This is a genomic window from Arcicella aurantiaca (assembly GCF_003148625.1).
In the GTDB taxonomy this organism is placed as follows: Bacteria; Bacteroidota; Bacteroidia; order Cytophagales; family Spirosomataceae; genus Arcicella; species Arcicella aurantiaca.
On record NZ_QGGO01000016.1, the window covers coordinates 1 to 25,980 of the forward strand.

Below are 25,980 nucleotides of genomic sequence, written 5' to 3' on the forward strand. Positions count from 1 at the left end.
TGTTTCTTTGACTTAGTAAACTTCTGGGGTAGCCGAAAACCAGCAAAAGAGTAGGCAAAAATCCTAAACTAAACATCACTATGAAAAATCAAGAAATCGAATTAACAGAAGGTTTATTCACCATCGAGGCTGAAGAGAGATTAGAAACTATCCAAATGGCAACCGACGTAGCAGAAAGCTGCTGTGTTGACGACAATGGTGACATTGGATTTTCACTTCTATAATTGAAACTTCTGGGGGTGCCGAAAACCAGCAAGAGAGTAGGCAGTTTTTTGAAATAGTAATTTTTGATTCATACTCGAATCAACATAAATATAAAAATCATGACGGTAACTATACTTGGACTCGGACTCATTGGAGGCTCTATCGCACTAAGTTTGAAAGAAAACAAATTTGCAGATTTAGTCATTGGCGTTGACAGCAACATTGACCACATTTTAACGGCTCTCGACCTCAGAATTGTAGATAAAGTCATGCGACTATCTGATGCAATTGCCCAAGCGGACATCATCATTTTAGCGATTCCTGTGGATATGCTTTCAACAATGTTACCTCATGTATTAAATCTGATTTCCGAAAATCAAGTGGTTATTGATGTAGGTTCTACCAAAAAAATAATCATTGATAAAATTAAAAGTCATCCTAAAAGACGTAATTTTATCGCTACTCACCCAATGGCTGGTACAGAATTTTCTGGCCCTAAAGCCGCCATTCCCAATCTCTTCACTAATAAAAATTGTGTACTTTGTGACGTTGATGATTCAAAGCCCGAATTGGTAGAAATCATAGAGAATATGTACACCAACGGACTAAAAATGAAGGTGATGTATTTAGAATCTACCTCACATGATGTTCATACGGCTTACATTTCTCATATTTCACATATCTGTTCATTTGCCTTAGCCTCAACCGTTTTAGCGAAAGAAGAAAATGAAAACAACATTTTTAATTTAGCAAGCACAGGTTTTGAATCGACGGTGCGTTTGGCAAAATCTAATCCAGAAACTTGGATTCCCATTTTCCGACAAAATCAGCAAAATATCATTGAAGTAATGGATGAATATATCAATACGCTTCATTCGTACCGAAATTTAATGCTTGCAGGAGACTATGAGGTATTAAAAAAGATGCTTTGGCAAGCCAATCAGATAAAATATGTGCTTTCTTAATGAAAAATTAAGCATAAAAAAACTCCTTTATTAGCTCTAAAATTCATTAGTAACCAATAAAGGAGTTTTTCAAATTAATGAGAAATTTTAGTATCCAGGATTTTGCATTGCAGTTTTTTGCTCAGATGATAATGGTTGACCACCGCTAAAAATTGCATCAAGGAAAGTCTGTGGAATAGGTCTCAATAAGTGATAATCTTTGATATTGGCTGCTGCACCTACGTTAAATGCTTTTGCTCTTGCTACCAAAGTTTTTGTTCTACTTAAATCTTCCCAACGGTGAAATTCACCACAAAGTTCTCTTGTTTTTTCATTCAATACTAAACAGAGCATTTTATCATAAGTAGAAGTATAACCTAATTTATTGATAACTGCTACGTCTTGTGCTGGTAAGTTTGAAATACTTGAGATAGTAAGGTCAGTTGCTGTTGTAGTAGCAGGAATGTTGTTTGACTCGTAGTATGAGTTTTCAGTCATATAAGAGTTAATACTAACATTTTGTCCAGAAGTAGAAACCACGAAAGCCGCTGCACCGTCAGCATAAGATGCTCTGTCTTCACCAGATTTAAAAGAAGCTCTATTTCTTAGAGCATTAATATATGGTAAAGCAGCATCATAAGAACCTTGACCAAGGTTAGCCAAACGAACTTTAGCTTCAGCAGCCATCAAATATGTTTCAGCTGAACGTGCCAAAACTTCATCTCTATATCCTTTCACTTCGTTAACACCCACACGAGAACCGTCAAAGTGTTTGCTTAATGATGGGAATCTAACACCCCCTGCTAATCCTTTTCCATCAAGAGCATTGGCTACATAAACTGAAGGGATTGTTTTTCCCGTTTTAGCATAAACAATTGCATCAACATTGACCGTATTTGCAAAGCGAGTATCGGTTGGACTGTTGATTACGTACATAATTCCTAAGTCACCATTTACATATTTACCACTTCCTTTGTTACATCTTGATTTTGTTCTAAAACTTTTCCAGAATCTTGAGTCATTTACTTGGTCAAAAACTGAATAAGTAAAATAAGTAGGAGCTAAACGGCTAAATGGTCTCATTCCTGTTAAATCACGTTGCATATACGGAAGGTCATCATAACGACCTGTAAAATACAAATGTTGATTATTATTGGTAGTTGCCAATGTATTATCAGAGAATTGAGCAGATAAAATCAATTCAGGGAGAGCTTCACTTGCTGCGTTAGGTTTTTCCCATGCCCAAAGGTTTCCATAATTTGTAGCCAATGGGTGTCTTGAAATTACTTCGTCTGAAAGGCTAACTACTTTTGCTAAGTCGGCAGCTTTAGTAGAAGTATTCCAAGAATCATTAATTTCACTTGCTCTTGAAAGTAATGCTTTTGCAAGAAAATGTGCAGCAGCATCTTTACTGATTTTTTGAGGTAATGGCCCTGTATTATCCAATAATTCGTAAGCTTTCGTGAAATCACTAATCACAAGGTTATAAACTTCTTGTGCAGTAGAACGTGTAAATTCAAGTTCTACTGTGGTACTTACAGTTGTTTTGATAGGTACACCTCCGTATTGACGAACTAATCTAAGATAGTTGAATGCTCTCAAGAAATATCCTTCTCCTAATGCGGTTTTTTTGATAGCATTGTTAGTAGAATTAATCTCAGTGGCTGATTTGATAACTTGATTAGCCATTCCGATTCCCACATAATACATATCCCAAGCTCTTTCAGCCGCAATCGTATTTGAAGTTACCGACGTTACGATAGATTTTAAACCTCCATCATAGTTATTCCATGGACTGTTTGAACCATCACCACCTACATGAAATTCATCTGTTCCGTAGTTAGTTGTGGCAAATTGAACTTCACCACTAAATGGAACTGCAAATACTTGGTTATATGCACCTACTAATGCTGCTTGAATACCAGCTTCTGAATCGTAATAACTATTTCCTCGTTGAGTGGTAAGCTCTTCTTTCAGGAAATCATTTTGGCAAGCTACTGTTGCGAAAAGAGCAAAAGTACAAATGCCTATTTTTATATATTTTGTATTCATTTTATTCCTTTTTAATTAAAGTTGTGACTAAAAATCAACATTTATACCAAATGTATAACCTCTGTTCCATGCAGACGACTGTAAATCCATGTCAATCCATTTAATGTTATTGTATAACATTCCTAAGTTCTGAGCTTGGAAGAAGATTCTTGAGTTGCTCAATCCTAAGCTTTTGTTCAAACTTTCAGGTAATTTATAACCTAATGAAATGTTACGAACTTTAATGAATGAACCATCTTTATAACCTAAGGTTGGTGAATATACATCTCCAGCTCCTTCAGAATAGAATGGACGTTGATAATCAGAGTTTGTATTATTAGGAGTATAATAACTAACTACACGTTGAGTTGAGCGTCCAGAAAGAGCTTCACCACCAGTGTTGTATAGATAACCTAAACGTCCGTATAGCATCACTGACAATGAAATACCTTTGTATTCAAAGTTGTTAGTTAAACCAACAATAAATCTTGGAATTGTACTTCCTAATACTTTACGGTCATTGTTAGGGTCAATTTTGTAGTCACCATTTTGGTCAACAGGTCTAACAGAACCCACAGTAAACGTACTTCCATTTGCGTTGAATTTTGCCATTTCAGCAGCATCAGCATCTTTCCATAATCCATTTGACTGATAGTCATAGATTACACCTTGACTTTGACCAATGAACCATTTGTTATTGATATCATCAACTTTACCTTTTGATAAAGTTACGATTTCATTGTCTTGCCATGAACCGTTAAATGTGGTACTCCATTCAAAACCTCTTTTATTCAAGTTTACGCTTGTTAAGGTTAAATCAACACCACGGCTTGCAGTTTCTCCAACGTTTGAATAAGTATTAGCAAATCCAGTTGTTGATGGAATAGACATTAACATCAATAAGTCACTTGTATGTGAGGTATAATAGTCTAAGCTACCCATGATATTTCTTTTAAATAAAGAGAAATCCACACCGTAGTTAAATTGAGTTGTTTTTTCCCAAGTTAAATTTTGGTTTGCCAAAACAGTGTTATTGGCAACACCTGAAGAAAGACTACCACCAGCTGCATAATAAATAGGAGGTAAACCACCTTGCGTTGCATAAGGGTCGATAGCGGCGTTTCCTGTAACACCTACACCAGCTCTTAATTTCAAGGCATCAATCCAAGTTTGTTCTGCCAAGAATTTTTCGTTGTTTAATCTCCAACCTAATGCTGTACTTGGGAAGAATGCCCACTTATTACCTTCTGCTAATTGTGATGCACCATCAAAACGACCAGAAACTGTTAATAAGAAACGATTATCGTAGTCATAGTTGATACGTCCCATATAAGAACGAAGTTGTTTTTCGGTCAATGTAGAAGCCCATCCACCTTGTGCCAAGGTAATATTTAAAGCATTCCATTTTTGACTTGAGAACGGAACATTGTCTGCTGCCATTCTGTTACTTTCAAAGCCGTACTCTGTTTGTGTCTGTAAAGCTGTAATCCCGATTTGATGCTTATTATTAATTGTCTTATTATAAGTAAGCATATTATCCAAAGTATAAGAAACAAATTGGTCTTTCGACAAAGAAGCATAGCTTGTACCTGTTCTTGTAACAGAGTTTCCATCTAAGAATATACCATTTCTATTGAATGAAACGTCTGGGCCAAAGTTTACACGGAATTTTAAACCATCTAAAGCTTTTGAGAATGCTCCAAAGTTTAATTCTGAATAAAAACTACCGAAAAGTCTCAAGTTGACACGTTGGTCTTGTGAATATTTTTCTTCATCAACAATTGTATATACCAATGGGTCATTACCTGGTTGTAAAATTCTAACACCATTTGCATCGTAAGGAACGGCATAGCTAAAAAGTCTTCTTGAAGATTCATAAAGACTTGATGCAATATTGCTACCTACAAGTGCTGATTGTCCAAATTCATTTACAGAATAAGATGTATTAAGAACTCCACCCATTGAGAACCAACTTAATGGTTTCACATCAACACTTAATTTACCTGTATAACGCTTGTATCCTTGTGCTTTTACAGTCCCTTGGTTATCAAGAAAACCAAATGAAGCATAAGCTTTCATTTTTTCAGTACCACCACTTACACTAATTGTGTGTTGTCCTGTCAAAGATGGTCTTGTTACCATACCAATCCAGTCAGTAGTTTCTACTTTAGAACCGTCCCAAGTACCACTTGCCCAACCTTTCATAATATTTGCCCAAGCAGATGGGTCAGAATCTCCTTTGAAGATTAACTTGTCATTTGCTTGTGTAGGTTGGTCTCCACGTGGATATGCCAAAGTTGGCGTTGATTTGTAGAAGTATGACCATCTTCTATAATCAATATACTCTGAGGCATTCATTAACTGAGCACTGTTATTGATGTTTTCACTTGTAAATGTTGAGTTCAAACTCAAAGTATATTTCCCGTTTTTCCCTTTTTTAGTTGTGATAATAACAACTCCATTGGCACCACGAGAACCATAAATGGCTGTTGCAGAAGCATCTTTCAATACGTCAACAGATTCAATGTCATTTGGGTTAAGGTTATCAATACCACCAGTTTGTACACCATCACTTCTTGTTGCAACATTTTTGAATTGTCCGTTTTCAACCACCCCAGTAGTAAGAGGAATACCATCTACTACATATAATGGTTCGTTTGAAGCAGATAATGAACGAACCCCTCTAATGGTAATTTTACCCACTTGACCAGGTCTTTCATTGGAAGTAATATCAACCCCTGCTGCTCTACCTTGCATACCTTGTAAAGCGTTGGCTACTGGTCTTTGATTTAATTCTGCCGACCCTACACTAACCATCGCACCTGTTACGTCAGACTTTTTACGTTCTCCGTAACCAACAACTACAACTTCCTCTAATGATTTTATATCATTTGCTAAAACAACATTAATAACTGAACGTGAACCAACGGTTACTTCTTGTGTTTCAAAACCTGTTGAAGAAATCACTAATACACTATTCCCGTCTGGTACATCAAGTTTGAATGAACCATCTCCTCCTGTGATAGTACCTCTGGCTGTCCCTTTAATCTTGATGGTTACTCCAGGAAGTGCTTCTCCATCACTACTTGTTATTTTTCCTGTAACTGGTAAAGCAATCCCCGACTTGTTTGACATTCCTTCCGAACTCACCAAGCTAATACCTTTTGAAGGTAGCGGATTCCCTTTACCCTGAACTTGAGTATAACCACCAGCGAAAGCCATCAGCACACTCACACTTAGTAATTTTTTAAGCATTGAAATTGGGTTTTTAAAATTGAAAAAATTGAAAGTTGACTCAAATACATGATTTATTTAATATTTTTTTGTCTTTTAATGTAAAAGTATTGTGGCTAAAATACCAAACCTTCATGGGGCGTCCTGTAATATAAGTCATATCCTGTAATAGAGGGAAACACAAAAATCTACTCATTTTACTTGAAAAAATTATAAAAAAAATGATTTTTACTTCAAATTATACAAATAGTGGAGATATTTTTTTGAATAATTTAATGTCAGCGAAACGAACTTTCTGTCCCTTTTTACCCGATTTTTACTAAATTTTACTGATTTTGACAGTTAAATTTGAGTCGAAAAAACCTCACCCCCAACGGAGAGAGGGTGAGGTTTTGCGACATTAAGTACATACTTCCGTTAATTTATTAGATATTTTTTACAAGGTTGATTTTTAGAGCTTTATGAATTTAAAAGCCTTGTTCCCATTTTCACTTTGGTATTGCAATAGGTAAACGCCTTCTGCCAAATTACTAACATTTATGCTTGTAGATGTGCTACCGTGTTGAATCATAAATGTGTTAATTTTTGTGCCTCCTAAAGAATAAATAGACAAACTGTCATGTATTAAACCATTAGGGTGACTGACTTTTAATATATTTTGAACAGGGTTTGGGTTTACCGTAATGGTCGTTTCAAGGGATTCATTTTCGGTTGATAATGGTAACGTTACCAAACTTTTTACAGGAATATTTTGAGCAACAGCTCCTTGTGTTGTGTGTACAATTTCTCCTGAATAAGTACCCGATTTTAAGGTTTGAATTGGGCGAATAGAAACGGTTGTTTGGGCTAATTTCCCAAGCGTTGAAGTTAGTTTTAAGATTGATGCCCATGTTTTTGCATCACTACTAATTTCAAAATTTGTGGGTGCCGTAATGGTAATATCACTTGTTAAATTCTCCGCCGAAATCGTATAGTTTTGAACTGCAACTGCTTGTCCTTCTGTCATCAGAAAGTCATTCAATGCCGAAGTAATTGTTACAACTGGCGGTTTCACCGTTAAATCTTTGCTTGAACCTTTCAATTGTAAATCTTTAATTTTGGCATAACGTCCAGTACTTCCACTTCCTGTACTGTAATATAAACGAACTGTTAGCGAGTCGCCCGAAGCTAAGTTGATACCTTCATTTCCCTTTAAAGCCATTTTATACAAAGTTGTGGTACTGGCAGGGTCAGATGCAAGAATTAATGGCGTTGCAAATGCTCCATTAGCAGCACTAAGCATTGGCGTACCGTCTGGTAATATTCCGCCAGAAACATCTGTTGAATCGGCTTTGAAAGCACTTTTAGAATATACAACGGCTAATTTTCCTGTTGCTGCTTGATATAAAGAGCTTTTCAGAATAAGAGAATCCACCTTTACTGAAAAATTTGCTTGGGCTTTTATGACAAATTGTTCATAAATTCCACGATGCAAATTGTTGGCATTTCCACCGCCCGCAGTAGTCCAAAGTCCACCACCGTCTGCTGATGGGGCAATACATTGTCCGTGCAAAATAGAATATGGAGCTATCACAGAGCCATTCGATAGGGTTAATCTTTTCAATGTAGGTGTTTGTGGAATAACTCCTTTAGCTCTTAGGGCTAAACTATCAGCATTATTTACATTCATCGACCAAAATGCCAAAGTTTGTGTTACGGGCAAAGGGTCTTTTTGAGTAATGCCATTGATGTTAATATTTTGTGTGGTAGCCCCTGTACTTGTGTGTGTGATTATACCTGTATAAGTGCCTGCAACATTAGCATTCAGACGTACTTGTACATTCGTTGGCCCAAACGAACCATTTGTAATTGAAAGCACTATTTGTCTTTGGTCGTTGTTCCAAGTTTTGCCACCATCTACTGAAATTTCAAAATTAGTGGGAACTTTTATGGTTAAATTTTCTGCCAAGTTTACACCCGCAAGCGAATACACTTGTGGAATTGATGGAGTTCCCATGCCTTGTAAAAAATCTTTTGGCGAACCAGAAACCGTTATCGTTGGAATACTTGAAACCGATATTGTGTCAGAAAAATACGTTTTCAGACCTGATTTAGATACTTTTAGAATGTAATAAAACTGTTTATTGGCAGCAGGAGCATCGTCGGAAGTATTAAAATTAATGAGCGTATCAGTCGTTGCGGTAATTGTTTTTACGGCTGAAAACGTCGCTTTATTATCGGTACTTCTCAAAAGTTCATACTTTAAATCTTTCATAGCCCATACAACATTCCAATTAAAAGTTGTTGGAATTGACAAATCAGCTCCTTTTTTAACTTTAAGATTTACCACTGCTATTTCTGGGGTAGTCGTTTTGCACAAATCCGTTACCGATGTACATGGTTCCCAATTATTAAAAACTATGGAATTGCTTAAATACGGATTGGCTTCTGCGTCTGAAAGTTGTTTTGACCATGCAACCCGACTACTAATATTGGCAGATATTCCATTATACTTTTTGGGTTTATATTCGGCATACGTAATTAAGGAAGTATTCGTGCCTGAATCCCAAGTTGACCAACCTTCTGACTTGATAATTTTATCACCATATACACTATTTAAGAAAACAACTTTATTGTTTTTCTTGGCAGCGTCGGCAGTAGAAGCATCATTTTGCCACGGACGACCTAACACATACGCTGTTACGCCTGTGTTGGAAGGTAAAGTACAATTTCTAAAAACATAACCATACGCTTGTCCGCTTGGAGTATTGGCAGCCGTAATATAACTGCCTGATAATTTATCAACACGGTCTTTGGCATAAATCACGCAAGAGTCAAAAACAGCGGTTGAACTTCCAAAAATAAAATCTACCACACCGTCAATATAGGTGTTTTTGATGTACTGACGTTTGCCGTCTCCGTTGGCTAAAAAAGTATCTTGTCCACCCAATAAAATACAAGATTTTACGATGTCTCTATCAGCTTCCAACGAAAGGGCTACTGCTTGCGGAGAATCACCCGTTGAGTTTTCAATCGTCAAATTCATTAATAAACAATCAGCCGCTTTAACCGCTAAAGTAGTTGAGGTACTTGTGCCAATGGTAACGCCACTTACTATTTTGCCAGAATAATCATTCCAAGAAATAATGGTTTTTGCGGCACTTTCACCAATTAAATGAATAAATGGTTTGTTAGAGGCAATGGTTACTTTTTCAAGATATTTTCCATTTTTGATAAATATTCTAAAAGCTTTTGTACCGTTTATTACTACCGAATTTATAGCGTCTTGTACTGTTTTAAAACTACCTGTTCCGTCTTTGGCAACTACGGCATCATAGCCCATTAAATCAATTATGGGGTTATTGCTACCCGAACCGCCGACAATAGTACCTGTTCCAGTATCTCCCGTAATAGAATTGAGATAGTTTTCAAGATTGGTATAATCGTTTGAGGCTATCAGATTTCCATCACTTGCATTGTTAGGATTTAGCCCTTTTGAAATTTCCCAAGCATCGGGCATTCCGTCTTTATCCGTATCAATATAAGCGGTATTTGAGCCATATTTAGGGATACCCCCTACGTTTGCTGGACTATCAATTATTCCCGAAGGATGACTTACTCCTGCATCTTTTACGGCTGCATACGCTGCTCCTTCGTAAGTGGCTGTTCCTGTTTTGGTTTCATATACAATACGGGTATCAATGCCATCACGTCTTGGTAAAATAGCCCCAACACTGTCTAAAACGGCTTTGTAAGCATCAATAGCACTTTGTACTTTAATCGTTGAAACCATTTTGAATGGTTCAGTTTGCTTGTTTGTTGCAATTAGAGCAGAAGCACGAGCGTAACTATCTTTTTGAACACCTTTCGCCCAGTTGTCAGCCGAAACATCTGGAAAACCATCAACATAATTTCCATCAATATAAAATTTTCCTCCAAAAAGTGTATCAACCCCTGCTTCGGCGTAATAGCTGGTATAATTTAAAATTCTATTTCTTTTGTTGGAAGTTGAACTTGTGGTTAAATTACCAGCCGTAGCAGGGCCTGCTTTGTAGTAATTATTCACCATATTGATTTTTGCCCCTTCACCGCCGTAAGAAGAATTGATATTTCCCCAGTTATAAATCACGTTATTACGATAATCAACCAATTCTTCGCTTGGTTCATAAGGAATATAACCTTTGCGAGTTCCGCCAAAACGTGGGTTTCGAGAAGTATGATGGGCAACTAAATTATGGTGAAAAGTAGCATTTGCTCCCCCCCAAATACCTGCGTATCCGTGGTCGCCTTTATCATGTTTTGAACGATATAAACTTTCAGCGACAAGACACCATTGTAAGGTGAAATTTTTAATTCCATAGAAAGTAGCCGTTTCGTCAATTGACCAACTCATAGAACAGTGGTCGATAATAATGTTTTGAAAAGCTCCATTCCAACAATTCATCGCATCGTCGTCCACTGCGTTGGCATCTCCAAAACGGCAACGAATGTAACGCACGATAATATTTGAGGCAGAAATATTTAATGTATAGCCTGTCAAACAAATACCTTCACCCGGAGCCGTTTGACCCGCAATGGTGATATTATCTTTTTTTATTGAGAGACGACTTTGTAGTTTAATTTCTCCCGAAACTTTAAAAATAATGGTTCTATTCCCTTCGCTGATGGCATCTCGTAAACTCCCAACTCCTGCGTCATTTAAGTTGGTTACTTCATAAACTGTTCCACCACGCCCACCTATGGCATAACGCCCACCGCCTTCTGCTCCAGGAAAAGCGATTCTTTGAGAAACGCCAAAATAGGATAGCGTAAGTAGCAATAGAAAAAAAGAAAATGTTGAGGGAATAAATTTTATGATTTGAGATTGTTTTTTCATAGTTTTAGATTTTTGAAATTAAATCAATTGTCTGTAAATCAAATAGTTATTTTGTTTTAGATTTTAAATTGGCTTTAAAAAAAGCTCCCCAAAAATCAGGGAGCTTTGTAAATAAATCCAACTTAATCTATCTTTATTTTATTCTCCAACGTGGGTCTCCAGTGTCTTTTCTTCCTGCAAATCCCAAATCTTTAAAATTAAAATTCAAATCAGCATTTGGGCTTACCCATAAATCTGTTGCCGTTTTGGCATACACCGTTGTTGGGAAACCTGTAATTTCTGTTCCTGCTACAAACGTTAAAGTGCTTAATCCGTAAGTGTTTTCTACGGTGAAATTTGTTGTTGCAAGTGACGTAGCCGATTTTGCCCGTATCGAAACCGCAGTAGGCGTACCTGCTTGGTCCCAAGCTCCACCCCAAACACAATTTGATATTTTTATACCATTGGTTACGTTGTTGGTTGCTGCGGTTGTGCCTCTCCAGTTAAATAATAGCACCGAAGTATTGGTATTTGAACCAACTTCATTTAGTGTACAATCAGAAATTAATACAGATTTTGAGCTTTGTCTCGAAGTCAAGAAAATATTAATTTTACTAAACGTACTATTTTGAATCGCAATATTATCAACTGCCGCCATGCCTGTTCCGTCAGTGTCAGTTGTTAAAATACCATAATTTCCGATTTGATAAACAATTGAATTTTTGATATTGAAATTGGTTAAGAAAAACTTTGTTCTCATTCTCAATACGCCACGCATATTTGATAAAATACAATTATCAAAAGTCAATTCTTTTAATAACGTAACTGAGGCTCTATCAGGATTGAAAACATAACTCGCACCAATATCAGCACCTTTAATTTCAACATTTGAAAAACGGATATAATCTATCGTTGAACCATCGGCAATAACCCCACCTCCAGAGGTAGTAATAATGGTTTTTTGTTCTCCAAAACCATAGGCACTTGTTATCCAAACCGACTTTGTAAATGCGGTTGTTGGCATGGTATAAGTAGCTCCTTTTTTCAAAACAATGATACCTCCATCAACAGCGTTTGATAAGGCAGTATTCAGAGCAGTTGGGTCGTCACTTTCAGAAAGGTCAATTACATTTGACTGTTTTGTGTCAACTGCTTGTTTGATAGTGGTATAATTATCCCAGCCTTGCACTTTTCCTGTGGCATCATAAATAGCTAATTGATAGGTGGTTTCTGGCAATAATTTCTTTACGATGGTAATACCTGTTTTTTGGTCGGCATCGCTAACGTCATAAGATGCCAAAGGATTGGCTAATTTCAAGTCTGTTTTAGCAAATACCTTTACTTTAGCAACTTTAATTCCAGTAGAAATATTCCATTTTACTCGTGCAGACACATCTAATAAATCTGCTGATGTTGGAACAATAAGAATACTTGGAAATTTATCTGTTTTTACGCTTCCTAAGTCAGAAACTTTACTATTATAGATGGCATCTGCGGCTAAAGCGGTGGCTCTGACCTGATAAAGGGTATTCCAAAAAAGAGATTCTCCTTTTAACAGTTTTTCATTAACTACCACATAGTTTGTATCGGCATTTATTTTATAATCAACCGTTTTAAAAGTATCTCTACTAACTTCTATGGCATATCCTGTGGCTGTTTTTGCCCCTGCCATATTGACAATAATGGTATTATTGAGGACTGATAAATCTTTTTTCAGTACAGGCATAAAAAGGCGAGTTTGTTGCACAAGCTCTTCTTCTGGCTTGCAGGCAAGTAATAAACTAACGCCTGCAAATGCTACCCAAAATGATTTTATTATATGACTTTTATTCATTTTTCTTCTGTTAAATACTTTCACTTAAATGATAATTAAGTAATGATGCAAAATTAAAATACACTTGAAGATTTCATAAATCATTGATAATCAGGCTTATGAAAATGCTAAATCCTAACACCTAAATTCCAAGTCCTAATTACTGAAACTGATAGCCGTCGTTTGCTAATTTGCCTTGGCTATTGGTGATGGCTTCGGAAGGTATTGGGAAAATATAACGAGCCACACCTTTGGCTGGGCCAGAATTATAGTGTTTATCCCAATCTTTCAGAATCCATTCGCCGTATCCTGTGGTAGTTTTCATACTTGCCAAAAATGATACTTTTGTCCACGTAGCATCGGGAGTTCCAATGAATTTTCTGCTCGGATTTAAAATGGTGAATACGCCACTTGTGTTACGTTTCCAGTACATAAAATCTGGTAAATCAGCATATTGACCTGTTCCTGTTGTGGCAGCGTCAGCCATTTGCTTTAAAATATTTACGGTTTCTTCTGATTTTTTAGCGTATAAATTCCAACGAATCAATTCATATTTACGAATCATTTCACCGCCAAATTCCCATGCTCTTTCGTTAACAATTGCATCAAAAAATGATGATTTACTTTTGGCAATGTTTGATACATACGTTTCAACTTTATCCGACCAATATTTAGAAGCAAATGCTCTTTGTCTCACTCGTTTTAAAGCATCTTGTGCAAGTGCAGTTGGACCATTTAATTCATTTTCTGCTTCCGACAACATCAATAAAACATCAGAATAACGCAACATTGGCCAGTTGATACCTGTACCTTTTGCTGAAGAAATACCCGGAGCTTTATCTAATGACCAACGGCTCCATTTACCTTGAGCGATATTTAGGGAGTTATTGACAAAAATTTGTTGACCGCTTGTGTTAATTTTATACAAAGCACAAGTAACATCACGACGAACGTCCAAAGTATCAAAAGAAAAATAATACGACGGAGGCATTGACATATAATTACTTCCAGAACCATAACTATGTGAAGCCGTAGCTCCGCCATCTACTGTAATTCCGATGTTCCAACCTACATCTCCGTTACCATTGGCAAAAGGAATTTCAAAAAGAATATCGCTATTAGTAGGCGTAATTAATTTTGCTTCATTTAGAAAAACCTGACGGAAATCTGTTGGTAAAGCACGGTCTTTTAAAGTAACCAATTTTTGAGCGTATGTTTTGGCAATTTTGTAGTAATCTAAATAGTCAGATTTACGTTCCATTTTTAGGGCAGGAGTCAAATAATATCCACCTCTTTGTAATGCCAAACGAGCTATCATTCCCAAAGTAAATTCACGGTTTACTTGCTCAATACCAAAACTTGTTTCGTCAGCCCAAGACATTTTAGGTTCAATTTCAATCAAATCTTGAATACATTGCGTAAGAATAACGTTGCGGTCTTCTTTGGCTAAAAAGAAATCATTTCCTGCCTTCGGAGCATCACGAACATTGGGAACGTCACCAAAATAAAATGCTAACATACTATACCAATAAGCTCTGATGGTATAGGCTTCACCGAGCATATTATTCATTTTTTTAGCACTTGCTATATCAGCCGAATTCAAGACTTCACTTGCCAAAATTCCTTCAATAGCAACATTACAGTTACGAATAGCCGTGTAAGCAGCATTCCAAACAATTTTCAAATCTGCGTTTGAAGAATTGGCGTTCAAATCCCAAATTTCATAACGAGCTCCCGTTGCTCCCCATCCACTTTGGCGTTCAATGTCGGTATTACCTGTCATATTATTCGACAAACGAGAACGAAACGCATCTTGTCCGAATGGCTCATAAATGGCATTTACGCCTTTTCGGGCATCGTCCACATTGGAATAAATATATTTTGTATCAAAAGTTGAAGGAGAGTCTGGTTCTAAAAAGTCTTTGCAGGAAGTCAAAAACATCGACAAGCCTGCGATTAAAAACATATATTTTTTCATATTCTGAAATGATTGAATTAGCATTTATGTAAATTATAAAGGTATTTTACCTCAATTAAAAGGTAATACTAAGCCCTACTGTATATGAACGGCTTCTTGGAAATGACGAATTATCGATACCCGGTGTAAGTGCAGAGGTACTATTTTTTGCGGTACTTACTTCAGGGTCATAACCAGAATATTTTGTCCAAATATGTAGGTTGTTGCCAGTTACATAAAATCTACATTGTGACATACCCAATCTGCCGATTATACTTTTTGGTAAAGAATAACCAATATTTACATTGTTTAAACGAATGAACGAACCGTCTTCAACTGCCCAAGAGTGAATAATTGCCTGTGAGTCATTGAAAGTAAAAGGTGACCAAATCGTTTTGTTGGCATTTATTTCTGCTAATTGTGCCAAATCTGTGACAATGCCACCTGCAACGCCTGTGTATTTCCCGTCAATATCTAAATATGTAAAACGGTTATCCAAACTCATCGCATCTGTTAAATTTCCGTAAGTCACACGGCGAAATTGGTTATACTGAATTTTTCCTGCGTTATAGACATCATTGCCATACGACCAGTTAAAGAAAACGGAGGCATCAAAACCTTTGTAACGTCCATTAAACCCAAAACCTCCTTGTGCTTTTGGTAACGTGTTTCCAATTACTTGACGGTCGCTGGCATTGATGACACCATCTCCATTCAAGTCTTTCAACTTTAAAAACCCTGGACGTATAGCGGTATTTCCAGTGATAGTTGTGGAGTTGGTAATTCCTTCTTTAAGAATATATTTTTTAGTGGCTACGTCATAACTTGAAAAGTCATTAGTAGAATAAAAACCATCTGTTACATAGCCGTAAACATCCCCTATTGTTCCGCCAACTTTCAAATAAAAGTCTTCTTGTTCTCTTAAATCTGTACTTGCCCAACCCGACTGGATGAATCTTTCAGTTGTTCCGTCTAATTCAAGAATTTTGGCTTTGTTTACCCCAATATTGAAGTTTGTAGAGAATGAATAATCCGATTTATCAACAAGGTAAGCTGTTAAACCTAATTCAATCCCCCTGTTTGAAGTACTACCTACGTTGTTCCATTGTTTGGTAAATCCAGAACTTGAAGGAATGGCAGACTGTAATAATAAATCTTTGGTTACATTTTCATATAAGTCTAAACTACCCGTTAAACGTTGTTTGAAAAGTGAGAAATCTAAACCAATATTGGTGGTTACGGTAGTTTCCCATTTCAAATTCGGATTGTATAAAACTGTTCCAACTGGCGTGTAATATACGTTATCGGCATTGCCAAATCCAGGGCCTCTTAGTGTTGTAGTTTCAAATAAAGGTTTTGTGGAAGTTGGGTCAATACGGTCGTTTCCTGTTGCTCCATAACTGGCACGTAATTTCAACTCGTCCAAAGATTTGAAAGATTTGAATAATTCTGTTTCAGAGATTTTCCAACCTAAAGCTAAAGCAGGGAAAAAACCAACTCTATTGGCTTCACTGAATTTACTTGAAGCATCGGCACGGAAAGTTACGGTTGCTAAATAACGGTCTTTGAATTGATAATTAACTCTACCAAATCCTGATATTCTGTTGGCGTCAGTATTTTCAATGGCGTATTGGCGGTCAGTTCTACCTAAAGCCATGTTTGCAAATAAATCTTGCGGTGCTATTGAAGCTCTGTAATCTTCTGTACGAATAAAACTCTGATTTCCACCGACGGTATAAATCTCTTGTCCTAATAAAAAATCTAATTTATGATTTCCCATTCCAGACATTTGAAAACCTAAAGTGTTTAACCAACGTAAAGAATTAGTTTCTGTTTGCGTTTTTTCTCCGACAGGCAAGCTACCGCCGTTATTGAATGATTCGCCTGTAAGTGGGCCATAAAAACGAAGACTTTTGTCATACGTTTTAGAACCCGTTATGGTCGTTTTAAAATCCAAACCTTTCAAGATAGTCCATGTCAAGCCAGCATTTAAAACATAATCATTGGTGTTTTTCTTTCTCCAATCTTGTGCAACTAATTTAGTTGGACTCACCAAAGCTGTAAGGAATGAAGCGAAATCGTCATCTGTACTTGCACCACCCAAATCAATATCCAATTGGTCGGCAATACCGTTGATTGGACGAGTTTGAATGGCATCTTTGATACTTAATTGAGCTCCTGCCGTACCTGCACCGTCAACGATTGTACTTGTAATACGTGTTGAGGCATCAAATTTTAAGTTTTTTGAAATTTTCTGATTTATTTTAAAATTCAAAACATTACGAGTATATCCAGAACCAGTTAATAAGCCTTGGTCAGTATTGTTGGTGATACTTAAATTAAACATCGTGTTTTCATTTCCACCACCAATACTTACGTTATGTTGTTGGGACATTCTTGGCGAACCAAATAATTCATCTTGCCAATCTGTTCCTTTTTGGGTTTTATATAAATCGTAGTCACCGTATTTGCCAAAGTATTTTTCCATACTTGCCAAAGTTGCTGTACTTCCCAATTTAGCCTTTTCATAATTTGCCATTACATATTCATAAGGTGATAAAACCTTGTAGGCTCTGTTTGAAGGCAATTTTTTGAATTGAAAGAATCCGTTATAAGAAACGCTTGTTCTACCTGATTTTGGTTTTTTAGTCGTAATAACTACCACACCATTTGATGCTTGAGCTCCATAAATTGCCGTAGAAGCGGCATCTTTCAAAACGTTGATTGATTCAATATCTGATGGTGGAACATCCTTAATACTACTTACAATAAAACCATCAACCACAAATAATGGTGAATTATCTTGCGTGATTGAACCTCCCCCACGTACACGAATTACCACATCAGCATCTGGCGAACCATCGGTTGTTTGTACACTCACCCCTGCTAAACGTCCTGTCATGGCTTGGGCAGCACTTGTAAGCGGAATATTTCTAATATCTCTTGCAGACATTGAAGCCACCGAACCTGTATTGTCTGTTTTTTTGACAACGCCATATCCGTCACTTACCACAGAAACTTCATCTAAAATACTATTGTCATTTACAAAAGAGACATTTATTTCAGTACGGTCATCCACCGAAATTTCCTGAGTTTTCATGCCAATAAATGAAAAAACTAAGGTAGAATTTTTGGGTGCAGTAATGCTATAATTCCCTTTTGAGTCGGAAGTCGTACCTTTTGACGAGCCTTTTACCTTAATAGAAACGCCAGGAAGAGGTTCACCTGTCTCTGAATCCACGATTTTTCCTTTGATGGGATTGTCGATGACTGCTTTTCGCATTTCGATTTCTTCATTACTGGGAGTATTCCCTTTTTCTTCCGAAGAAACTAAAGGCGTAAGTACAACTGCATCATGTACCACTTTATAACCAATATTTAATGGCGGTAAAAAGCGACCCAATACATTTTGTAATTTTTCATTGTTGGCGGTTAAGCTCAGATTATTTAATTGTGTAAAATTGTTTTTTGAACTAAAAACAAAAGTTACACCCGATTCCCGTTGTAGTTCGTTCAATACACCTTTGATATTGGTGTTTTTGATAGAGACTGTTACAGTCTTGCTCAGAATTTCTTGGGCAAGCGTTTCTTTGGCATACGCAACCACCGCAAAGGCTATGACAAAGGCAAACTGTATGACAGTTATCCGCATGATTTTTAAAATTGTTGTCTTAATAAATTGTTTTTCCATAAATTTGCTTTGTACGATTTTGGTTTTGAAATCTACAATTACTCGATGAATTACCTTGTCAGGATGATTTGAGTTAAATTTGAGCGAAAGTGTTGGTAGCACTTTCGCTTTTTTGATTAAAATGAGTATAGTAATGTGTTAATGGTATTCAATAAGTTGAAATGTTTACTAAGAAAATTCCTCTTGCTTTGAGTTACAAACAGCCTTCTCCGATAATAGTAATCTCTTGACCGTCAATTTGATACGTTGCATTAATTGAACTGCAAAGAATATCTAAAATCACGGGTAAACGTTGGTTGTTAAAATTGGCAAAGAGCGTACATTTCCGAATAGAAGCATTGGGTGTTCTAATGGTTACGCCATATTCTTGCTCTAATTTTGTTAATACTTTCCCAATTGGCACTTCATCAAAACCAATACTGATGGGTTCCCACAATTGGCGATGAGCTGAATGTTCTAAACTCAAATCATGCGTTTCTAAAGTGTTTTCTTGTTTTCTGATGATAACTTCTTGTTGTGGTGTAATAATTACCTGATTGAAGCGGTCGCTATGTTCAGGGTCTTGATATTTTACTTTTACCTTACCTGTTACTACCGAAACCTCATATTTATCATCTTTTTCAGAAGCTACCACATTAAAACTTGTTCCTAAAACCACCACATTTAAGCCTCTGTTTTTTACATGAAATGGTTGTTCTTTATTGGGTTTTACATCAAAAAAAGCTTCTCCTTCCAAAAAAATATCACGTGTTGGGGCATTTGCCAAAATCTTGTAAGATATTGTTGTTGATGGGTTTAACCATACTTTTGAGCCATCTGGTAAGTTCAGTTCATAAATGGCTTTTGAAGTATTGGAGAATGTATGCCAAAGTGGTAAATCTGCCTTTGCAACCTCTCGGAGCGTAGTAAATTGTTTTTGTACCGCATCTCCATTATTTTTCCCAACAAATAGCCAACCCACAACAAGTATGATACTGGCTGCCAGCCCAATCAACGACCAAGTGTTAAATAATTTTCGGCTTAATCCTGTTGGTTCTTCTTCTATTTCTTCAGCAAAGGCAGTGCTTTGTTGAAGTTTGCCCCAAATCTTATCCTCAACTTCCAAAATATTATCTTCACCGAGGTCTTCTGTGTCATCAAAAGCATTATACCATGCTAATAATTTTCTTAATTCCTCGGGAGTGTATTTATCTTTTAGCGAGTTTAAAATCTCATCGTCACCCTTTAAATCATTGAGGTTCATATATATTAATATTTTTTATATGGAAAATACCATTTACCCCACATAAACAAGGTCGGTTGGGCAAAGGGTTTCCACTACTTGAATGCGAAAAATTTTAATTATTTTTCAAAAAGGAAGAAAAAAATGGGAAATAAAGCGTTCGGATTGATAAATTCTGCCATGCGTGTTTTGAGTAAACGCAAGGCTTTGGCAATATGATTTTCAACGGTATTTTCAGAAATACCCAATTTTGCCGCTATTTCTTTTTGAGAAAGTCCGCTTCTACTTAATAAAAATGCTTCACGACATTTATCAGGAAGAAAAACTAAATTTTCTTCATACAACTTCATGGCATCAGAATATAAGATGTTTTCTTCGGTAGTATTTGAAATTTGAGGAGTAAATGATTGATAATCAGCAAATTTTTGCTTTACTGTTTGATGGTCTAATTCATCCAAAACTCGATATTTTACACTTCTCATTAAGTAATTTTGGAGTGTATCAATCTGAATTTTTTGGCGACTCACCCATAAGTTCAAGAATAAATCATGCACAATATCTTCGGTGTGTTGTACATTATTGATACGTCGTTTGGCGAGTGAATGTAATTTTTGAAAGTAACGACGATAAATTTCTTCAAAAGCTGCTTCGTTGTCTTCCCTTAAGAGAACAAGCAACTCGTAGTCGGTAGATGCTTTGAATGGTCTATACATGAGAAATATTTAAAGAAGAGCAAAAGTTTATTTTCTACATGGCATAAACCACAATTAAGTAATATTCTACTCATAAAATCACTACGTCTCTAAGCAAGGTTATTATATTTTTAAAATTTTTGTGATGGACGAAAGTGATTTTATAGAGTACGACATAACGTATCAGAATATATTTTGGAATAATGTTGTTTAGATTTGATAGCTTTCAAAAATTTGTCAAATTTAATTCCAATACGTCATGTCATTGTCTATAAATTGATTGAAATTATCAAAACTCAGACTGATTTAGCTAACATTTTGAGATTATTATAAAATTAACTTTGTTCAATAAAATATTATAATTATTCAATCTATTTTTGAAATAAATTTAGAAAACATTATTTCTGATATGAAAAAAGAGGAAATATTATCAATAGAAGTTCAAGAACTCATTAAAACGGAGCTAAAGGCTATTGAGGGTTCATCTTTATTGAAAATTACATCGTTTGCTCATAACTACTTTCATATCAATAGATTAGAAGATTTTTTCAAATTGATAGAGTCCCCTTTGCCGACTGATTTTTTACCAAGAAGAATGAATGTTTACTATTTTATTTTTCTGACCAAAGGAAACACAACGAGAAGTATTGGTTTAGAAACGTATGAATTTGGTGAAAACACTTTCTTTTTTGTGCCAGCTCATGAAATTACCACTCATAAATTTGTGAGAAATGACGTACAAGGATATTATTGTCATTTTGATATTCAGTTGTTAGCTAAACATACTATTCCCAAAAAAATATACAGTGATTTTCCCTTTTTGGAATACAATAGTTTCCCATTATTAGAAATAAATCCAGAAGCTAAAAGTCATATTGTCAGCTTATTAGAAAGACTTTTGTTTGAATACCAGAAAGGTGTTAATGGTAGAATTGAGATTTTTGAGACTTATCTACTTTCTCTTTTTACAGAACTGCAACCATTTGTAAAACGCTTGTCGCATAATAGTATAAATGCCGCTTTAGAAATTACGAAAGAGTTTAAAAAAGCATTATCCAAAAATATTACGCATAAAAATAAGGTGTCAGATTATGCCGAATTACTAAACATTTCGCCAAACCATCTTAATAAATGTGTAAAATCAGCCACTGGAAAATCAGCTAACGACTTAGTCAATGAAATGCTACTACTTGAAGCCAAAGTTATGCTGAAACAAACCAATCTTTCGATAAAAGAAATTGCTTATAATGTGGGTAAAAGCGAAGTAAGTGTTTTTTCGAGATTCTTCAAAACTCAAACAGGAATTAGTCCGACCGATTATAGACTTCTTCAATAATTTTTCATTTTAGTAAAAAAAACTAAACATAAGTGGTTGATTTTCAATTATTTATGATTGTATTTTTTCTGCTTTAGCTTATTTCTTGAAATATTTTTTACAAATAATTAGCATCAAATTATAAAATTATCATTTACATTTGTCCAAACTTTAGGGGTGCCTTTAATATTACGGGCTGAGATTATACCCTCAAAACCTGAACAGCGTAGTTGCTGCGTAGGAAAAAGTAAGGCAGACATTTCGTAGCGATTCGGTGTATTCCGTTTTCAAAATTTCACTGCTTTTCTTGGTTAAATTACATGATAGACAATCAAACAAAGTGAATTTGTTGGCTTGTTTCGTCGGAATTTTAAAACTGTTTTTGTTCTAAAAGCATTGGCTTTTTAGTGACAATTCAGTGTAATTTCTTGGCTTGTTAATTTTACCAATTTTCACTTTTCCTCTCAATAGGTCTTACCCAAAAGTTCATTTGTACAAATTTTTAAACAATTGAACGCATGACAATTTTTATTAACGACCAACCCACCGATTTTGACCCTCCCCCAACAATCGTAGATATTTTCGAGAAACTGCAAATTTCTGATTTACAAGGAATTGCCTTAGCCATTAATGACGAAGTCGTTAAGAAAGCTGATTGGCAACAAATCACGCTAAATCAAAATGACCGCTTGATGCTCATTCGAGCTACGCAAGGCGGGTAACACAGGTTTCCAACCTGTAATTTCTCAAGTACCACAGGTTTTAACCTGTATTTAACCTCAACTGACAGGTTAGAAACCTGTCCTACTTTCAATGAAAAAAACTGAAAAAACTCCTCAAACAGAAATAATTAGTAGAGCCCCATTTCCTGCATCAAAAAAGGTGTATGTAAAAGGTCAATTGCATGATATTCAGGTGGCTATGCGAGAAATAACCCTTTCGGATACCGTCGTAAATGGTAAAGTTATTTCAAAAAATGCACCTGTAACGGTTTACGACACAAGTGGACCTTTTACTGACCCAAATATTGATATTGATGTGAGAAAAGGACTGCCACGGTTACGTCAAAATTGGATTTTAGAACGTGGAGATGTAGAAGAATTGGAGTCGATTACCTCAAATTATGGACTTGAAAGATTGGCAAATCCAAGTTTAGATTCTCTACGTTTTGAACATTTGAAAAAGCCATTAAGAGCAAAAGCAGGGCAAAATGTTTCGCAGTTGCATTATGCTAAAAAAGGCATTATTACGCCAGAAATGGAATATATCGCCATTCGTGAAAATCAAAAAATTGCTGAATTAAACAATATTGGGCATCAGCATGAAGGTCATAGTTTTGGAGCAAATACACAAAAAGGGCTGATTACGCCAGAATTTGTACGTTCAGAGGTAGCTTTGGGGCGTGCCGTAATTCCTAATAATATCAATCACCCAGAAAGTGAACCGATGATTTTGGGACGTAATTTTTTGGTGAAAATTAATGCCAATATTGGAAATTCAGCGGTTTCTTCAAACATAGAAGAGGAAGTTGAAAAAACCGTTTGGGCTTGCCGTTGGGGTGCCGATACCATCATGGATTTATCGACAGGTAAAAATATTCATGAAACCCGTGAGTGGATTATTCGGAATTCGCCCGTGCCAATTGGTACAGTTCCGATTTATCAAGCCCTTGAAAAAGTAGGCGGAAAAGCAGAAGATTTAACTTGGGAAATTTTCAAAGATACCCTCATCGAACAAGCTGAACAGGGCGTTGATTATTTCACGATTCATGCAGGCGTGTTGTTGCGTTATGTTCCCATGACCGCAAAAAGAGTAACGGGAATTGTGTCTCGTGGGGGCAGTATTATGGCAAAATGGTGTTTAGCTCATCACAAAGAAAACTTCCTTTACACCCATTTTGAAGAGATTTGCGAAATTATGAAAGCCTACGACGTGGCGTTTTCATTGGGAGATGGTTTACGCCCTGGGAGTATTGCAGATGCAAACGATGCTGCCCAATTTGCCGAATTAGAAACTTTAGGAGAACTGACCAAAATTGCTTGGAAACACGATATTCAAACCATTATTGAAGGACCGGGACACGTGCCAATGCACCTCATTAAGGAAAATATGGATAAGCAATTGCAAGAATGCCACGAAGCTCCTTTTTACACACTTGGACCCCTCACAACGGATATTGCACCCGCTTACGACCACATTACATCAGGTATTGGGGCAGCAATGATTGGCTGGTTTGGCTGTGCGATGCTTTGCTATGTAACGCCAAAAGAACATTTAGGTTTACCCAATAAGGAAGACGTAAAAGTTGGGGTGATTACCTACAAAATTGCGGCTCATGCTGCTGACCTTGCCAAAGGACATTATGGGGCTCAAATTCGGGATAATGCTTTGAGTAAAGCTCGTTTTGAATTCCGTTGGGAAGACCAATTTAATTTATCCCTCGACCCAGATACTGCTCGTGAATATCACGATGAAACCTTGCCAGCTGAGGGTGCAAAAATCGCCCATTTTTGTTCGATGTGTGGACCTAATTTCTGTTCCATGAAAATCACACAAGAAGTACGTGATTATGCTGATAATATGGGCGTTGACGAGCAAGAAGCCTTAGCAAAAGGTATGGCAGAACGCTCAAAAACATTCATTGAGGCGGGTTCAGAGGTGTATATTTAACATAACATGAAAAAAGTAATCATCTCAAACCCAACTGATTTTGAGGGTGAAATAGACATAATTGAGCAGTTATTAAGCGATAAAACTTTGATTTTTCACCTTAGAAAACCCGAGAAGTCAAAAGACGAATTAACTGAATTTTTACAGAAAATTTCACCTAAGTTTTATCGACAAATTGTGGTGCATTCTCATCATGATTTATTGAAAAAATATAACCTGAAAGGTGTCCATTTTACTGAAAAAATGAGAGAACAATTGCCTAATGACGACCTCATTTCAATGGCGAAAACGTTACGAAAAAGAGGATTGACGGTAAGTTTTTCTTTACATAGTTTAGAAGCCATTGAGCAATTGCCTTGCAAAGCAGATTATGTATTTCTGAGTCCGATTTTTCAAAGTATTTCAAAACCTGATTATCCGTCTGCGTTTTCGATAGAAATCTTGAAGCAGTTTTTTAAAAATCGAATAAGCAATGTGCCTGTTTTAGCTTTGGGAGGAGTCAATAATGAGAATATTGAAATTGTACAAACGATTGGTTTTCAAGGATATGCGTTAATGGGTTCAGTTTGGAAAATAGGACAGATTTCTAATTAATTCAATCTTAATAACCATGAATAAAAGACCATTTGCCCTTACAATTGCAGGTTTTGACCCATCGGGCGGGGCAGGACTTTTGGCTGATATTAAAACTTTTGAAGCCAATCAAATTTACGGTTTGGGCGTTTGTACAGCTTTGACAGTTCAGCATGAAAATCGTTTTGATTCTGTGCAATGGATTGAAAGTGAATTGATTATTGAACAAGCAAGATTGCTTTTTGAAAAATACGATATTCAATATGTAAAAATTGGATTGATAAAAAGTCTTGAAGATTTATCAAAAATTATCAACGCATTGTTGTCTTGGAATCCAGATTTAAAAATTATTTGGGACCCGATTTTAAAAGCAAGTGCAGGTTTTAATTTTCACGATGAAATCAATGCAAATCTTTTAAAAACAATCTTAAAACAGATTTACGTACTAACGCCCAATTTGCCCGAAGCGAATTTATTGGTAAATGACTCAATAAATACAGAAGAAAAAGCTCAAATTTTAGCCGAAAACTGTGCCGTTTTTCTAAAAGGTGGTCATGGTGATTTGGACGAAAGTAAAGACGTATTATTCTACAAAAATCAACGGTTTGAGTATTTAGCAAAACGCATTGAACATGGTGAAAAACACGGTTCTGGTTGTGTACTTTCATCAGCAATTACCGCCAATTTAGCCAAGGGTTTGCCTTTAGAAAAAGCCTGCGAGGAAGCAAAAAAGTACATTACGGCATTTTTAGGTAGCAATAATAGTTTGTTAGGCTATCATTTATAAAAACACGATAACA

15 protein-coding genes and 1 riboswitch are annotated in these 25,980 nt (G+C 36.1%); of the genes, 7 read left to right on the forward strand and 8 right to left on the reverse strand.

Translation table 11 applies throughout. From position 1 onward, the window contains the following. The first annotated feature begins 80 nt into the window (after positions 1 to 80). The gene (locus LV89_RS25200; protein ID WP_158279596.1) at positions 81 to 224 is read left to right on the forward strand and encodes a hypothetical protein; all 144 of its coding nucleotides are present in this window, start codon (positions 81 to 83) and stop codon (positions 222 to 224) included. Between the two features lie 99 nt (positions 225 to 323). Continuing rightward, on the forward strand, positions 324 to 1,169 hold the full coding sequence (locus LV89_RS14990) for a prephenate dehydrogenase (protein ID WP_109743732.1): 846 nt from the start codon (positions 324 to 326) through the stop codon (positions 1,167 to 1,169). A gap of 87 nt (positions 1,170 to 1,256) precedes the next feature. On the opposite strand, the gene LV89_RS14995 is transcribed toward LV89_RS14990, so the two are convergent. The 8 genes from LV89_RS14995 to LV89_RS15030 all read right to left on the reverse strand — a co-directional run bounded on the left by LV89_RS14995 (position 1,257) and on the right by LV89_RS15030 (position 20,643). Next, on the reverse strand, positions 1,257 to 3,200 hold the full coding sequence (locus LV89_RS14995) for a RagB/SusD family nutrient uptake outer membrane protein (protein WP_109743733.1): 1,944 nt from the start codon (positions 3,198 to 3,200) through the stop codon (positions 1,257 to 1,259). Between the two features lie 27 nt (positions 3,201 to 3,227). After that, positions 3,228 to 6,434: a SusC/RagA family TonB-linked outer membrane protein gene (locus LV89_RS15000; protein WP_109743734.1), complete on the reverse strand. Its 3,207-nt coding sequence runs from the start codon at positions 6,432 to 6,434 to the stop codon at positions 3,228 to 3,230. Between the two features lie 430 nt (positions 6,435 to 6,864). After that, on the reverse strand, positions 6,865 to 11,268 hold the full coding sequence (locus tag LV89_RS15005) for a pectinesterase family protein (protein ID WP_109743735.1): 4,404 nt from the start codon (positions 11,266 to 11,268) through the stop codon (positions 6,865 to 6,867). A gap of 133 nt (positions 11,269 to 11,401) precedes the next feature. Further along, on the reverse strand, positions 11,402 to 13,081 hold the full coding sequence (locus LV89_RS15010; RefSeq protein WP_109743736.1) for a DUF4957 domain-containing protein: 1,680 nt from the start codon (positions 13,079 to 13,081) through the stop codon (positions 11,402 to 11,404). A 139-nt stretch (positions 13,082 to 13,220) separates the two neighbouring features. After that, on the reverse strand, positions 13,221 to 15,062 hold the full coding sequence (locus LV89_RS15015) for a RagB/SusD family nutrient uptake outer membrane protein (protein WP_229201526.1): 1,842 nt from the start codon (positions 15,060 to 15,062) through the stop codon (positions 13,221 to 13,223). A 31-nt stretch (positions 15,063 to 15,093) separates the two neighbouring features. Continuing rightward, positions 15,094 to 18,708, reverse strand: coding sequence for a SusC/RagA family TonB-linked outer membrane protein (locus LV89_RS15020; protein ID WP_229201527.1), 3,615 nt, complete (start codon positions 18,706 to 18,708; stop codon positions 15,094 to 15,096). A 193-nt stretch (positions 18,709 to 18,901) separates the two neighbouring features. Continuing rightward, on the reverse strand, positions 18,902 to 19,951 hold the full coding sequence (locus LV89_RS15025; protein WP_109743737.1) for a FecR family protein: 1,050 nt from the start codon (positions 19,949 to 19,951) through the stop codon (positions 18,902 to 18,904). Positions 19,952 to 20,049: 98 nt separating this feature from the next. Further along, the gene (locus tag LV89_RS15030; protein WP_109743738.1) at positions 20,050 to 20,643 is read right to left on the reverse strand and encodes an RNA polymerase sigma-70 factor; all 594 of its coding nucleotides are present in this window, start codon (positions 20,641 to 20,643) and stop codon (positions 20,050 to 20,052) included. Positions 20,644 to 21,031: 388 nt separating this feature from the next. On the opposite strand from LV89_RS15030, the gene LV89_RS15035 reads away from it, so the two are divergent. The 5 genes from LV89_RS15035 (at position 21,032) to LV89_RS15055 (ending at position 25,967) form a co-directional block, all read left to right on the forward strand. After that, positions 21,032 to 21,958: a helix-turn-helix domain-containing protein gene (locus LV89_RS15035; protein ID WP_109743739.1), complete on the forward strand. Its 927-nt coding sequence runs from the start codon at positions 21,032 to 21,034 to the stop codon at positions 21,956 to 21,958. 142 nt (positions 21,959 to 22,100) lie between these two features. Then, positions 22,101 to 22,198, forward strand: a riboswitch (TPP riboswitch). 257 nt (positions 22,199 to 22,455) lie between these two features. Beyond that, positions 22,456 to 22,659, forward strand: a complete 204-nt coding sequence (gene thiS, locus LV89_RS15040; protein WP_109743740.1) for a sulfur carrier protein ThiS — start codon at positions 22,456 to 22,458, stop codon at positions 22,657 to 22,659. Positions 22,660 to 22,750: 91 nt separating this feature from the next. Further along, positions 22,751 to 24,607 carry a phosphomethylpyrimidine synthase ThiC gene (thiC, locus tag LV89_RS15045; RefSeq protein ID WP_109743741.1) on the forward strand — a complete coding sequence of 619 codons (1,857 nt, stop codon included), beginning with the start codon at positions 22,751 to 22,753 and terminating at the stop codon, positions 24,605 to 24,607. Between the two features lie 6 nt (positions 24,608 to 24,613). Beyond that, complete coding sequence (locus LV89_RS15050) at positions 24,614 to 25,201, forward strand: thiamine phosphate synthase (RefSeq protein ID WP_109743742.1); 588 nt, start codon at positions 24,614 to 24,616, stop codon at positions 25,199 to 25,201. A gap of 16 nt (positions 25,202 to 25,217) precedes the next feature. Further along, on the forward strand, positions 25,218 to 25,967 hold the full coding sequence (locus LV89_RS15055; protein WP_109743743.1) for a hydroxymethylpyrimidine/phosphomethylpyrimidine kinase: 750 nt from the start codon (positions 25,218 to 25,220) through the stop codon (positions 25,965 to 25,967). The last annotated feature ends 13 nt before the right edge of the window (positions 25,968 to 25,980 follow it).